At 54.3% G+C, this 12682-nt stretch carries 13 protein-coding genes; 5 read left to right on the forward strand and 8 right to left on the reverse strand.

Annotated features, from left to right (window positions below):
• Positions 1–17: 17 nt before the first annotated feature.
• The 7 genes from GOC95_RS10970 to nifH all read right to left on the reverse strand — a co-directional run bounded on the left by GOC95_RS10970 (position 18) and on the right by nifH (position 7682).
• Positions 18–863, reverse strand: a complete 846-nt coding sequence (locus GOC95_RS10970) for an electron transfer flavoprotein subunit beta/FixA family protein (RefSeq protein ID WP_275357081.1) — start codon at positions 861–863, stop codon at positions 18–20.
• Between the two features lie 157 nt (positions 864–1020).
• The gene (locus GOC95_RS10975; RefSeq protein ID WP_275357082.1) at positions 1021–1356 is read right to left on the reverse strand and encodes a nitrogenase-stabilizing/protective protein NifW; all 336 of its coding nucleotides are present in this window, start codon (positions 1354–1356) and stop codon (positions 1021–1023) included.
• A 31-nt stretch (positions 1357–1387) separates the two neighbouring features.
• A complete protein-coding gene (cysE, locus tag GOC95_RS10980) occupies positions 1388–2137 on the reverse strand; it encodes a serine O-acetyltransferase (RefSeq protein ID WP_275357083.1) in 750 nt (249 codons plus the stop codon).
• Positions 2134–3276 (reverse strand): homocitrate synthase, encoded by a 1143-nt coding sequence (gene nifV, locus GOC95_RS10985; protein ID WP_275357084.1) that lies wholly within the window; start codon positions 3274–3276, stop codon positions 2134–2136. Before nifV ends, cysE begins: the two co-directional genes overlap by 4 nt.
• A 354-nt stretch (positions 3277–3630) precedes the next feature.
• The gene (nifK, locus tag GOC95_RS10990) at positions 3631–5190 is read right to left on the reverse strand and encodes a nitrogenase molybdenum-iron protein subunit beta (RefSeq protein ID WP_275357085.1); all 1560 of its coding nucleotides are present in this window, start codon (positions 5188–5190) and stop codon (positions 3631–3633) included.
• A gap of 14 nt (positions 5191–5204) precedes the next feature.
• On the reverse strand, positions 5205–6662 hold the full coding sequence (gene nifD / locus GOC95_RS10995) for a nitrogenase molybdenum-iron protein alpha chain (protein ID WP_275357086.1): 1458 nt from the start codon (positions 6660–6662) through the stop codon (positions 5205–5207).
• A 144-nt stretch (positions 6663–6806) separates the two neighbouring features.
• Positions 6807–7682: a nitrogenase iron protein gene (gene nifH / locus GOC95_RS11000; RefSeq protein ID WP_228518672.1), complete on the reverse strand. Its 876-nt coding sequence runs from the start codon at positions 7680–7682 to the stop codon at positions 6807–6809.
• 351 nt (positions 7683–8033) lie between these two features.
• Here nifH and GOC95_RS11005 point away from each other — a divergent pair, with 351 nt between their 5' ends.
• From GOC95_RS11005 to GOC95_RS11025, 5 genes are all read left to right on the forward strand, one after another.
• Positions 8034–8570, forward strand: coding sequence for a group II truncated hemoglobin (locus GOC95_RS11005; protein ID WP_275357087.1), 537 nt, complete (start codon positions 8034–8036; stop codon positions 8568–8570).
• A gap of 82 nt (positions 8571–8652) precedes the next feature.
• The gene (locus tag GOC95_RS11010) at positions 8653–9243 is read left to right on the forward strand and encodes a hypothetical protein (RefSeq protein WP_275357088.1); all 591 of its coding nucleotides are present in this window, start codon (positions 8653–8655) and stop codon (positions 9241–9243) included.
• A 17-nt stretch (positions 9244–9260) separates the two neighbouring features.
• Positions 9261–10073, forward strand: coding sequence for an NAD(+)--dinitrogen-reductase ADP-D-ribosyltransferase (locus GOC95_RS11015; protein ID WP_275357089.1), 813 nt, complete (start codon positions 9261–9263; stop codon positions 10071–10073).
• A gap of 4 nt (positions 10074–10077) precedes the next feature.
• Positions 10078–10956 carry an ADP-ribosyl-[dinitrogen reductase] hydrolase gene (draG, locus tag GOC95_RS11020; RefSeq protein ID WP_275357090.1) on the forward strand — a complete coding sequence of 293 codons (879 nt, stop codon included), beginning with the start codon at positions 10078–10080 and terminating at the stop codon, positions 10954–10956.
• On the forward strand, positions 10934–11335 hold the full coding sequence (locus tag GOC95_RS11025) for an ArsC/Spx/MgsR family protein (protein WP_275357091.1): 402 nt from the start codon (positions 10934–10936) through the stop codon (positions 11333–11335). The genes draG and GOC95_RS11025 overlap by 23 nt, the downstream gene beginning before the upstream one ends.
• A 51-nt stretch (positions 11336–11386) precedes the next feature.
• Here GOC95_RS11025 and GOC95_RS11030 read toward each other — a convergent pair whose 3' ends face one another.
• Positions 11387–12577, reverse strand: a complete 1191-nt coding sequence (locus GOC95_RS11030) for an ammonium transporter (protein WP_275357092.1) — start codon at positions 12575–12577, stop codon at positions 11387–11389.
• Positions 12578–12682 lie beyond the last annotated feature (105 nt).

Genomic DNA, 12682 nt, shown 5'->3' on the forward strand with positions numbered 1-12682 from the left:
ATGCTCCCTGGATCTATTCAAGCCGACCGCTTCAGCAGCTCTTTCTCGATGTTGGGAAACTTGGTAAACATTTTGGCGAGCAAGGTCACGCTCAGGTCTTTGGGCTCGTTGCTTTCGCATTGAATGATCTCGGCCTTGGTCGCGCGTGGTGTCGGTGCAAACACTTTGGAAACCACGGTAGGCGAGCCTTTCAGGCCGGTTTTGGTCGGGTCTTCAATCCCGGCGGCGTCTTTGTTCCAGATTTTGACCGGATAACGGGCAGCACGGAACATATTGGCCATGGTGGCAAAACGCATTTCGTTATTGCCTTCGAGCACGGTAATCAGGCTGGGGATTTTGGTTTTGAGCACCTGCACGCCGCCCTCAGAACGCCGCTCGACCACGATTTCCTGCTTGTCAGTATCCAGGGAACGGATTTTTGAAACATAGGTGAGCAACTGCATCTCCAGCCGTTTTGCGACGCCGGGGCCGACTTGCGCAGTATCGCCATCAATGGTCTGCTTGCCGGTAAACACCAAATCAACAGGAATATCTTTGCTGATCTGCTGGATGGCCGCAGCCAGCGCATAGCTGGTGGCCAAGGTGTCAGACCCGGCAAAAATACGGTCGGTCACCAGCACGGCATCGTCTGCGCCATAAGAAATCGCCTTGCGCAAGGCCGCCTCGGCCATCGGTGGCCCCATAGTCAGCACGGTGACACGGGCACCATATTCATCTTTCAGCCGCAACGCTTCTTCCAGCGCGTACAAATCATACGGGTTCACAATGGTCGGCACGCCCTGCCGCATAATGGTGTTGGTCACCGGATGCACCCGTATTTGCGCGCTGTCTGGCACCTGTTTGATACAAACCACAATATGCATAACGCTTCCTTCCTCTGCTATCGGGGCACTCGCTTGCGCCCTGTTATATAGGCTATTGCAACAACCATGCCACGCCGTCAAAAAATATTTTTCATATATTATTCAGTGACTTATAAATAAATATCACTACCATACAATTTGTCGCAAAGCCGACAAATCAGGCACGCTGTGAGGGCAATGTCTGGCGCAAACTGTTGAGATTGAAGGTTTTACTGCCGTCAGCCTCCTGGAATACCTTGAACACTTTTTCGGTGGCGGCATTGGAGTGTACGAAGTCCTCATAGGCGGTTTGCAGCAAGCGCTGGTAAGCAGCCAGCTGCACGCTTTCCGGTTGGGATGAATCCACCTGTTCACGCGCCAGATATTGTTGAAAGCGCTTGAGGATATGCAGGCGGTTGACGTGTACCACTTGCGGGTCATACGCCACATCAAGAAACTCAAAAAACTCTTCAGCAGCAGAAAACGTTTGCATACGGGATAACAAGGCACTCATAAGGCTCTCCAGGAAAAATCTTGGTTAAATTTCAGGAATCCAGGCGTTTGCGCGAGCGGGCTTCGGCCACACTGCGTTCTACAAGCGCTTCGGACTCGGCACGCTGACCTTCGCGCATCACGGCCAGCGTGCGTTCCAGTTGGTCTATACGGTCAAGCAAGGCACTGACCGCCTTGCCTACCGGGTCTGGCATCAAATGGTGGTCGAGGTCTATGCCTTGCTGTGGCTGGCGGCGGGCATTGTCAGGCAGCACCACGCGGCCGGGGATGCCAACCACGGTCATTCTTGCCGGAATATCCTGTATCACTACCGAGTTGGCGCCCACCCGCACCTCGGCACCCACCACCACCGGCCCCAGGATTTTGGCGCCTGCGCCCACCATGACCCCGTCACATAACGTTGGATGCCGCTTGCCGGGATTCCACGATACGCCGCCCAGAGTCACGCCGTGATACAGCGTGACATCGTTGCCAATCACGGCCGTTTCGCCAATGACCACGCCACAGCCATGATCGATAAAAAAGCGGCGACCTATGCAAGCACCGGGATGGATATCAATTTGCGTGAACATGCGTGTGACATAACTCAACCAGCGCGCTGCAAAGCGCCAGCCGCGCCGCCACAAGCCATGCGAAATACGATGCAGCAAGGTGGCATGCAACCCGGGATAGGTCAGCAAGACCTCCAGCCAGTGACGCGCCGCCGGATCGCGTTCAAACACGCACGCGAGGTCTTCACGCAGCAAACCAAAGAATGAAAGTGTGGGTGCGCCTGCATTCATGACATTCTCCCCGGCCTGGACTGACCTTCCAGATAAAAATGCTTGAGCTCTTCCATTGCAGGACTGCGTTTGGCCATCACGGCAAACTGGCGGATGCGCTGTAACAACCAGTCAGTGTCGTCTGACTGCAAACAGATGCCCAATTGCGCATAGACATGGCGCACGCTATGACTACCGGAATGCTTGCCCAGCACCAAATGCCGCTCGCGCCCGACTGCTGCCGGGTCAAAGCCTTCATAGGTAGCCGGGTCTTTAAGCAGGCCATCGACATGCATACCAGACTCATGGGTAAACACTGCCGCCCCAACGATGCTTTTGTTGGGGGCCACCGCCAGCCCCGACGCCTGAGCCACCAGCTGCGAAATCTCTGGAAAGGCATGCATATCCAGTCCCAGGTCCAGACCGTGGACTCGCCACAAGGCGGTCACCACTTCTTCGAGCGGCGTATTGCCCGCACGCTCACCCAAGCCGTTGACTGTGGTATTGACATGGCTGGCCCCGGCACGAACCGCCGCCAGTGCATTGGCGGTGGCCAGCCCGAGGTCATCATGCGCATGCATTTCGATGTCCAGCGCCGTCATCGCTCGCAAGGCCGCAATGCGCTCATACGTGGTAAACGGGTCAAGAATGCCCAGGGTATCGGCATAGCGAAAACGACAAGCGCCTGCCTGTTCTGCTACTGCTACCACCTGCTGCAAAAACTGCGGGTCTGCGCGGGAAGCATCTTCCCCGCCCACCGACACCTGCAAGCCCTCCTTGCGCGCCTGCGATACCACGTGTTCCACCTGCTGCAACACCCACGACCGGTCACGCCGCAACTTGCACTCGATATGCAAATCAGACACCGGCAACGACAAATTCACATGCCGCACCCCGGTCCGCAAACACGCCAGCAGATCGCCCTCGGTCATGCGCCCCCAGACCATTAGCCTGGTCGGCAATTGCAACGCCGCAATCGCGCGTATATCGGCAATTTCCGCCTCGCCCATGGCCGGGATGCCGACCTCCAGCTCTGGTACACCCAATTCGGCCAAAGCCATCGCAATCTGTAATTTCTCGGTACGGCTAAACGCTACCCCGGCTGTCTGCTCCCCATCACGCAAGGTGGTATCGTTGATGACTGGCTTGCTTTGTCGCATCGTGACATCTCCGCATGTATTATCCTAGAGATAGCACAGGCTGTGCCAAGCTATGTATGGCTTTTATATCCATTTAAAAACAATGAGTTAACAATATTTTTGTTGACTATTTTGATTGTAAGGTTTGCGACAAAGGGATGAGTTATGTCGTGAATGTCTGGGTGCCAGTCCATCGACTGATGTGGAACCGGCATGCACACCGATGGTCAGTGCCTCCGCATAAAAAAAGCCTCCCAACCGGGAGGCTTAAACACTCAACAATCGATCATTGTAAAGTGGGGGAAGAGACAGAGGACTACATTGCTACCGGGCCAGACATCGGAGTGCCCTACCCGGTACGCATTCAATCACAGGCTAGCGGATAATATCGAAGCTGTAATCGGTGGTGGCGATGCCATTGGTGCTGATGTCCATCTGGTCAAAGATCTTGTCCAGGATAGTGACCAGCACGTTGAGGGCACCTTGATAGCCCCACACCGGATAGCGGTGTTTATGGTGGCGATCAAAAATCGGGAAACCCAACCGGATCAGCGGGATACCGGTGTCACGGTCCAGATATTTACCGTAGGTATTGCCGATCAGGAAGTCGACAGGCTCGGTAAATAACAGGGAGCGCATGTGCCACAGGTCTTTCTTCGGATAGACCTTGCAGTTTTTGCCAAATGGGCTGGCATCAAACAGGGCTTGTATCTTGGCCGCCCAGGCATCGTCACCATTGGTGGAGAGTACCGTGGTTGGCTCAGCACCCAGTTCCAGCAGAAAACCGGTCAGGCCAAGCATGAGGTCAGGGTCACCATACAGGGCAAATTTCTTGCCGTGGATATGGGCACTCGAGTCGGCAATGGCATCCACCAGACGGCCACGCTCTTTGGTCAGGCTGGCAGGAATAGGCTTACCTGACAGTTTGGAAATAGCCATCAGAAACTCATCCGTGCCTTTCACGCCTACCGGGTGATGCAGCTTGACCACTTCCTGGCCTTTGCTCTGGATATAGTCGGCCGTTTTTTCGGCGCAGATGGACTGCATGACGATGGTGCCTTTGGCATGAATCGCGTTGGCAGTGTCTTCCAGTGTGGTGCCGCCATCATACATGCGGAACTCGCCATCGGTCGGCGTATCCCAGGCGTCGGACGGATCGCACAGCATGGTTGGGGTGATGCCAAACTCGTTGAACATGCGTTTCACTTCACGGTTGTTGCCGACCACATAGCCGTCAAACCCGCCGATAAAGTTGATGCTGTCATTAGGCTTGCGCTCCAGCGCAGGCACGGTACCGGCTTTGCCATCCCAGAAGTAGTTGAGGATGCCTTTGAGCGCGTTATCGTAGCCGGTGATATGGCTGCCGACAAACGCTGGCGTGTGGGCAAACGGCACATCGTAGTCAGCCGGGATGGAGCCTTTTTCGCGTGAGGTCTTGATAAAGGCATTCAGGTCATCGCCAATCACCTCGGCCATGCAGGTGGTAGAAACCGCAATCATTTTTGGTTTGTACAAACTATACGAGTTGGCCAAACCATCAATCATATTGTTCAAACCACCAAATACCGCCGCATCTTCAGTCATCGATGAAGACACGCAGGAAGTCGGCTCTTTAAAGTGACGGCTGAAGTGCGAGCGGTAGTATGCCACGCAGCCTTGTGAGCCGTGCACAAAGGGCAATGTCCCTTCAAAACCATTCGCAGCAAATACGGCCCCGAGTGGCTGGCATGCTTTTGCCGGGTTCACGGTCAACGCTTCGCGGGCAAAGTTTTTCTCTTTGTACTCTTGCGTTTTGGCGTATTCGACCTGCTTTTTCACTTCATCGGCAGGCACGGCAAATTCAAAATTCTTTTTCTTGTTGGCGAACATTTCCGTATATTCGGGTTCGCGAAACAGTTCAAAATGGTCTAAAACCTTATCAGCATTCTGGCTCATGTTCAGTTCTCCTCTTAAGCCGCTTGTTGCCATGGCGCTTTGGTCAAGCCCCATACCGGGTTGTTAATCGCCATGTCCATGTCACGGGCAAAAATCGCAAAGCCGTCATAGCCGTGGTAAGGGCCGGAATAATCCCAGCTGTGCATTTGACGGAAAGGCACGCCCATTTTCTGGAACACGTATTTTTCCTTGATGCCGGAACCGACCAGATCTGGTTGCACGGCTTCCACAAACTTCTCAAACTCGTAGCCGGTCACATCGTCATAGATCAGGGTGCCGTCCTTAACATAGTGAGTGGTACGCTGATAGTCATCGTTGTGGCCAAACTCGTAGCCGGTACCCACCACTTCCATGCCCAAATCCTCATAGGCACCAATCACGTGACGGGGACGCAGGCCACCGACAAACAGCATGACTTTTTTGCCTTGCAGGCGTGGTTTGTACTTGGCAATCACGGCATCGGTCAGTGCCTTGTATTTGGCAATGACCTGCTCTGTTTTCTCCTTGATACTGTCATCAAAGAAGCTGGCAATCTTGCGCAGGGATTCTTCGATTTTGGACGGGCCAAAAAAGTTGTACTCTACCCATGGAATCCCGTACTTCTCTTCCATGTGGCGGCTGATGTAGTTCATCGAGCGGTAGCAGTGCAGGATGTTGAGCTTGGCCTTGGGCGTGTTTTCCAGCTCGGCAATCGAGCCGTCACCGGACCATTGGGCGATCACGCGCAGGCCCATTTCTTCGAGCAGGATGCGGCTGGACCAGGCATCGCCACCGATGTTGTAGTCACCAATAATGGCCACGTCATACGGGCTGGACTCGAATTTGTTTTTGTCAGGGTCGGTTTTGTCAAACACAAAGTCGCGCACGGCGTCGTTGGCAATGTGGTGACCCAGCGATTGCGACACGCCACGGAAGCCTTCGCAACGTACAGGCACAATCACCTTGCCTTCGTACTCTTTGGCTTTTTTCTTGGACACGGCTTCGATGTCGTCGCCAATCAGACCAATCGGGCACTCGGACTGCACGGTAATCCCCTTGTTGAGGGGGAACAATACCTGAATTTCGTCAATGATTTTTTCCAGCTTTTTGTCACCGCCAAACACGATGTCTTTTTCCTGGAAGTCAGAGGTAAACTGCATGGTGCCGAAGGTGTCGATACCGGTGGTACCGATGTAGTAGTTACGGCGTGACGCCCAGGAATACTGGCCGCAACCGACCGGGCCATGCGAGATATGCACCATGTCTTTAATCGGGCCCCATACCACGCCTTTGGAACCGGCGTAGGCACAACCACGGATGGTCATTACCCCTGGCAGTGATTTGATGTTGGATTTCACATCACACTCGGATTTGCCTTCTTCATACACATTCAAATGTTTTGCACGTTTTTTGGCGGACTTTTCAGGATAGGCTTTTAACACCTCCTGAATCAGCTCGGCGCCGTTGACTTTTGTTTCAGCAGTCGCACTCATCGTTGTCTCCTATGTTCGACTAAAAACCAGTGATAAAAAGAAACTTTTCAAAAATTGTTGAAATTGCCCGGAAGTAACCTCCTCAACTTTTGAAACCGTCTCTGGAGGGGTTGGCAAGGGGCAAAGCCCCCTGCCAAAGACTGATTAAGCTGCAGTCGCCGCTTTACCAATCAGTGTTTCATCCTCTTTCTTCATGATGCCGAAGTCCATCAACAGGTCTTCCAGCTCATCCATGGTGATCGGGGTCGGGATGGTACCGTTACCGGCGTTGGCGTGAACTTTCTGCGCCAGTTGACGATATTCCTCAGCTTGCTTGGAGTCCGGGGCGTATTCCAGCACGGTCATACGACGCAACTCGGCGTGCTGCACCACGTTGTCACGTGGCACAAAGTGGATCAGCTTGGTACCCAGTTTGCCTGCCAGGGCTTCTGCCAGTTCCAGTTCCTTGTCAGTCTGGCGCTCGTTACATACCAGTCCACCCAAACGTACGCCGCCGGAGTTGGCGTATTTCAGGATGCCTTTGGAAATGTTGTTGGCGGCATACATCGCCATCATTTCGCCGGACATGACGATGTAGATTTCCTGTGCCTTGTTTTCACGAATCGGCATGGCGAAACCACCACACACCACGTCACCCAATACGTCGTAGGAGACATAATCCACGCCGTCATAGGCGCCGTTTTCCTCGAGGAAGTTGATCGAAGTAATCACACCGCGACCTGCGCAACCCACGCCAGGTTCTGGACCACCGGATTCCACGCAACGGATGTCGCGGTAACCGATTTTCATCACATCTTCGATTTCCAGATCCTCGACAGAACCGGCTTCGGCAGCCAGAGATAACACGGTGTCCTGTGCTTTTGCGTGCAGAATCAGGCGGGTGGAGTCGGCTTTAGGGTCGCAACCGACGATGAGGATTTTCTGACCCATTTCGGCCAACGCAGCCAGCGTGTTTTGAGAAGTGGTGGACTTGCCGATGCCACCTTTGCCATAAAATGCAATTTGACGTAATGCAGCCATAATGAAGCTCCTTAGGTTTAAATGAAAAATTCGTCGCTATACGCAGCCATCTTCCGATTCCGAATCGCAACCTAATCACTTTTCTTATCAGGCGATGGAGGGTGTCGGCCATGTAGCCTGTGTATCGCAAGGAGCGTGCCAACCCAAAATTATCAAATCAAGTGATTGTTTTATATGCGTTTTTGTTAAAAACGACCGCCATCCACCCCGCTTTTTAACACTGTCGCAAACCCGACAAAAGCCCTCGCCCTGCGTGGGGTATGAAACAAAGACCTCCATGCGCAAAACGCGGTGCCATGCCAGACTATTTTTGATATGTACAGGCCGCCAGGCCGCATGCAGACTGGTTCTATGCCATTTGCGACAAAGCCTTGCGTGTGGTTGGTACAACACTTGCTGAACCCGGCTTATCTGTCCCTAACCCGCGAGACTGTGATGAGCACCACATTGCCCCCTATCAACCCGACACTGGATACCAGCCGCCACAAAGCGATTCCACAGATCCAGAGCAATCCACACTTTGCACAAATCGGTGGTGTGGAAGGCATCAACCGGCTGGTAGAACGCTTTTACTTTCATATGAATAGCCAGCCGCAAGCCATGGCCATTCGCGGCATGCATGCGGCCGACTTGACAGAAACCAAAGCCGTGCTGGTGCTGTTTTTAGCCGAATGGCTGGGCGGCCCCAAGGTGTATAGCAGCCGACACGGGCATCCGCGCTTGCGACAGCGGCATGCCATGTTTGGCATAGGCACGGCAGAACGCGATGCCTGGATGTTATGCATGCGGCTGGCCATGCAAGACGAGATCACGCAGCCTGCGCTCAGACAACAACTGGAGCAGGCTTTTTTCAAGACCGCGGACTTTATCCGCAACCAGCAGACTTGAGCGTGCAAAACACGGCCTGTGTGCTGTGTCGCCCACGCGCTTGAATCGGATGGACTTTCAATTTATCAAGGAGAACTGTTGTATGACTACCATGGAAACCACCATTTTCGGCAAACTCAATGCTGAACACCGTTTGCAAAACCCGGTGTTTAAAGATGCCACCAAAGTGCCGGGCCGCTTTGGTTTTCGCGGCGAGCTGGCCATCAAATTTGCCGCCCAACTGGCCGATGAAGCTCGTCCGCCAGAAATCACCTGCGACCAGGTGATGGCCTATGCGCAGGAAGGCGAAAGCGGCATGCCGTTTTTTACCGGTTACCTGTTGTCATTTGGCTATCTGGAACTGCTGGTAGAGGCCCTCAAAGACGTGTTGTTGCCGGAAGGCAAATACATCGTGTTCTGCAACAACATCGACCTGCTGAAGAAATACACGGTCAAGATGAACGGCAGCACGTTTTATGTCCTGCCGATAGACGAAGCCACGGTGTATAACGAGTTGCTGGAACTGTTGCGTCTGGAAAAAAATGACCTGAAAAAACTGGATACTGGTGCCAAGCTGGATGCAGTGATTGCCAAGGCCATGAGTTTTAGCGCCAATTATCCGGAAATCACTTATGAAGAAGGCCTGCAATTGATGGGGCCAGTACGCAACCCGAATGAAAACCGTCCGGTTTAAGGCTGCATCTCGCTGGCATGCAGGCGGAAGACAGCCCGCAAGACTGGTACAGCACCAACCTGGTCGGTCTTCCGGCCGGATTGCTGGGCTCGGTCGCGTTTAACCGTCACCCGCAGCCCCTGCATATTGCCGGAGCACGCGAGACCCACAGCGGGCTGTTTCGTTTGCTGCACGCCAGCCACAACGCCGAAGAGGCCGCCGACAGGTTTGCCCACTATATGGCCATCGCCTTTGATTTGCAGCGACCAGCCGCAGCACAAGGCCCGCGCCGTTTCAGACCCAGCTACCTCAAATTGCTGGAGGGCTGGGGCTTTGATGCCAACAGCCCGCAGGGGGCGGTGCTCAAGGGCTGGGTGGAAAGTCGTTTTGGCCTCACGCCCAGCTTCCACCGCGCACCGCTGAGGCATTTCCCCTCCCCGGCCTGGGTCACCTATCTGGAAGAGAAGTTTTGCAGCCGCTTTCATAACTACAGCATCCATATGCAGCTTGATTTGTTATACGAGTATTGTCAGTTTGTGATTGCGCGTTTTGGCTTGCCGACCTCGCACCCCACACTGACCCTGTGGCGCGGCGTGAACCTCAACGAAGAACCGACCGTGGGGCAACATGGGCTGCGTGCCGGGCTGTGCAGGCTGCGGCTTAACAATCTGGTGTCATTTACCCGCAACCGCGAGCGCGCCGACGAGTTTGGTGACTGGATATTGCAGGTGGAAGTGCCGCTGGTCAAACTGTTACTGTTTCCCGGCTTTCTGCAACACAGCCCACTGTGCGGCGAGGAAGAAGTCATCGCGCTGGGTGGCGAATACGAGGTCATGGCCCGCTATGCCTGACCTCATGCAACGTGCGCTGGGCGCATATCTGGGCATGGCGGTCGGCGATGCGCTGGGCGCGCCAGTGGAGTTTATGACTGCCAGAGAAATCGCCAGCCGAGGCCAGCATCGCGACATGACAGGCGGTGGCTGGCTCAAGCTCAAACCCGGTCAGATTACCGACGACACCGAAATGTCGCTGTGTCTGGGCCGCGCCTGGCTAAGCCACAATGGCTGGCATGCCGAAACGGCCGCCCGCGGCTTTGCCGACTGGCTAAAAAGCCACCCGATAGATGTTGGTAACACCTGCCGTCGCGGCATCCGCCGCTTTTTGCTTCATGGTACGCTGCAAGGCCCGGCTTCAGAAGCCGAAGGCGGCAATGGTGCGGCCATGCGCATGGCACCCATTGCCATCGCCACCTATCACCTACCAGACCAGTTTGAAAAAATCACGCTGGCACAAGCGCGCCTCACTCATCACCACCCATTGTCCGATGCCGCCTGCCTGACGCTGGGCAGCATGGCGCATGCACTGTTCAATGGCCAGGGTGGTGCGGCCTGCCGCTTGCTGGCGGCAGCACTGGTCAAACAGTACCCTGCATTCAAATTCGACCCCTATCCGGGCAGGGCCAGCGGCTATATTGTTGACACGATGCAAACCGTGCTGCATTTTTTTCTCAACACTGACAATTTTGAAGACTGCCTGATTGGCACCGTCAACCAGGGTGAAGATGCCGACACTACCGGCGCCATTGTTGGCATGCTGGCGGGTGCCCGCTATGGCAGTCAGGCCATCCCCGAACGCTGGCTGCAGGCTCTGCCGCTGGCCATCCGCCAGGAAATCGAACAACAAGTCCCCGCACTCTTGCAAGGAGGTCTAGATGAGCACCATATTGTTTTATGAAAAACCCGGTTGCAGCAACAACAGTCGGCAAAAAGCCCAACTGGCTGCGGCCGGACACATGGTGATTGCCAAAAATCTGCTCACCGAGCCTTGGACACGTGAGCGCCTGCTGCAATTCTTTGGCTCATTGCCGGTGCACGCCTGGTTTAATCCGGCCGCCCCCAAAATCAGGGATGGCGAGATAGATCCGGCCACCCTGGATGCCGACACCGCATTGGCCATGCTGCGCGCCGAACCACTGCTGATCCGGCGGCCACTCATCGAGGTTGACGGTCAGCGCATGACTGGCTTTGACGCCAGTACTCTATCTGTTTGGTTGGGACAGCCCATCTTGGTCAACACTGCGTCGCAGAGTTGCCTGCGGCACCATCCCTCTTAGCGTTGATGACTGCACTAAAACAGCATCAACATATTTCTAAAGTGATAGGCCTTAATCCCCAGACACCGACGGGATTTTATGGATGCTCAAATCCGCGCCATCAAACTCTGACTCGGCATCCAGGCGGATACCTACTATTTTCTTTAATGCGCCGTAAACGATGGTTCCGCCCACTAGCGCGATCACTACACCCAATCCAGTACCTGCCAACTGGCTCATCAGGCTGACACCGCCCATGCCACCAAGACTGGTCGCACCGAAGATACCTGCCGCGATACCGCCCCAGGCACCACACAAGCCGTGCAACGGCCAGACACCAAGCACATCATCGATTTTGAAGCGTGTTTGCGTGAGGGTGAATGCCCAGACAAACAAGGTGCCAGCGACTGCGCCAGTGACCAGTGCGCCGAGTGGGTGCATGACATCAGAACCGGCACAGACGGCCACCAGACCAGCCAGCGGGCCATTATGCACAAAGCCCGGGTCATTTTTACCAAGCAGCAATGCGGCCAGCGTGCCGCCCACCAGCGCCATCAGTGAATTGACCGCTACCAGGCCGGAAATGCCTTGTATGGATTGGGCGGACATGACGTTAAAACCGAACCAGCCTACAGTGAGTATCCATGCACCCAAGGCGAGGAATGGAATATTGGAAGGTGGATAGGCATGCAAACGGCCATCTTTGGTATAGCGACCATTACGTGCGCCCAGCAGTATCACCGCAGGCAAGGCAATCCAGCCGCCCATGGCATGCACGACCACCGAACCGGCAAAATCATGGAAGTTGGCGCCAAAACTGGCCTTGAGCCAATCCTGAAACCCAAAATGAGCGTTCCAGGCAATGCCTTCAAAAAACGGATAAACAAAGCCAACCAGCAAAAATGTTGCTGCCAGTTGCGGGTTGAATTTGGCGCGCTCAGCAATGCCGCCAGAAATAATGGCAGGAATCGCAGCGGCAAAGGTGAGCAAGAAGAAGAACTTGACCAGACCGTAACCGTTTTGCACGGTCAGTGTTCCGGCACCATTGAAAAAGTGGATGCCGTAAGCAATGCCATAGCCAATAAAAAAATAGGCAATGGTAGACACACAAAAATCCACCATAATTTTAACCAGGGCATTCACCTGATTTTTTTGACGTACTGTGCCGACCTCCAAAAAGGCAAAACCGGCATGCATTGCCAAGACCATGATGGCCCCCAGCAATACAAACAGGACGTCATTAGCTGTCACTAATGATTCCATTTCGCTCTCCGAATTCAATAATTATTGATTGGCGTTTTGTTTGAAAGACACGCCTTTTTAAAATGCGCAGGTTTCAAGCAAATATCAGGCCATTTTTAAGTGATT

Source organism: Methylophilus sp. YYY-1 (assembly GCF_029132825.1).
Taxonomy (GTDB): Bacteria; Pseudomonadota; Gammaproteobacteria; order Burkholderiales; family Methylophilaceae; genus Methylophilus; species Methylophilus glucosoxydans.

What these genes read in the sequence shown, in the direction of transcription:
- GOC95_RS11005 (WP_275357087.1), top strand. Translation starts at nt 8,034, where the DNA reads ATGCCATTTGCGACAAAGCCTTGCGTGTGGTTGGTACAACACTTGCTG.
- GOC95_RS10975 (WP_275357082.1), bottom strand. Translation starts at nt 1,356, where the DNA reads ATGAGTGCCTTGTTATCCCGTATGCAAACGTTTTCTGCTGCTGAAGAG.
- draG (WP_275357090.1), top strand. Translation starts at nt 10,078, where the DNA reads ATGCAACGTGCGCTGGGCGCATATCTGGGCATGGCGGTCGGCGATGCG.
- GOC95_RS11015 (WP_275357089.1), top strand. Translation starts at nt 9,261, where the DNA reads ATGCAGGCGGAAGACAGCCCGCAAGACTGGTACAGCACCAACCTGGTC.
- nifK (WP_275357085.1), bottom strand. Translation starts at nt 5,190, where the DNA reads ATGAGCCAGAATGCTGATAAGGTTTTAGACCATTTTGAACTGTTTCGC.
- cysE (WP_275357083.1), bottom strand. Translation starts at nt 2,137, where the DNA reads ATGAATGCAGGCGCACCCACACTTTCATTCTTTGGTTTGCTGCGTGAA.
- GOC95_RS11030 (WP_275357092.1), bottom strand. Translation starts at nt 12,577, where the DNA reads ATGGAATCATTAGTGACAGCTAATGACGTCCTGTTTGTATTGCTGGGG.
- nifH (WP_228518672.1), bottom strand. Translation starts at nt 7,682, where the DNA reads ATGGCTGCATTACGTCAAATTGCATTTTATGGCAAAGGTGGCATCGGC.
- GOC95_RS11010 (WP_275357088.1), top strand. Translation starts at nt 8,653, where the DNA reads ATGACTACCATGGAAACCACCATTTTCGGCAAACTCAATGCTGAACAC.
- nifD (WP_275357086.1), bottom strand. Translation starts at nt 6,662, where the DNA reads ATGAGTGCGACTGCTGAAACAAAAGTCAACGGCGCCGAGCTGATTCAG.
- GOC95_RS11025 (WP_275357091.1), top strand. Translation starts at nt 10,934, where the DNA reads ATGAGCACCATATTGTTTTATGAAAAACCCGGTTGCAGCAACAACAGT.
- nifV (WP_275357084.1), bottom strand. Translation starts at nt 3,276, where the DNA reads ATGCGACAAAGCAAGCCAGTCATCAACGATACCACCTTGCGTGATGGG.
- GOC95_RS10970 (WP_275357081.1), bottom strand. Translation starts at nt 863, where the DNA reads ATGCATATTGTGGTTTGTATCAAACAGGTGCCAGACAGCGCGCAAATA.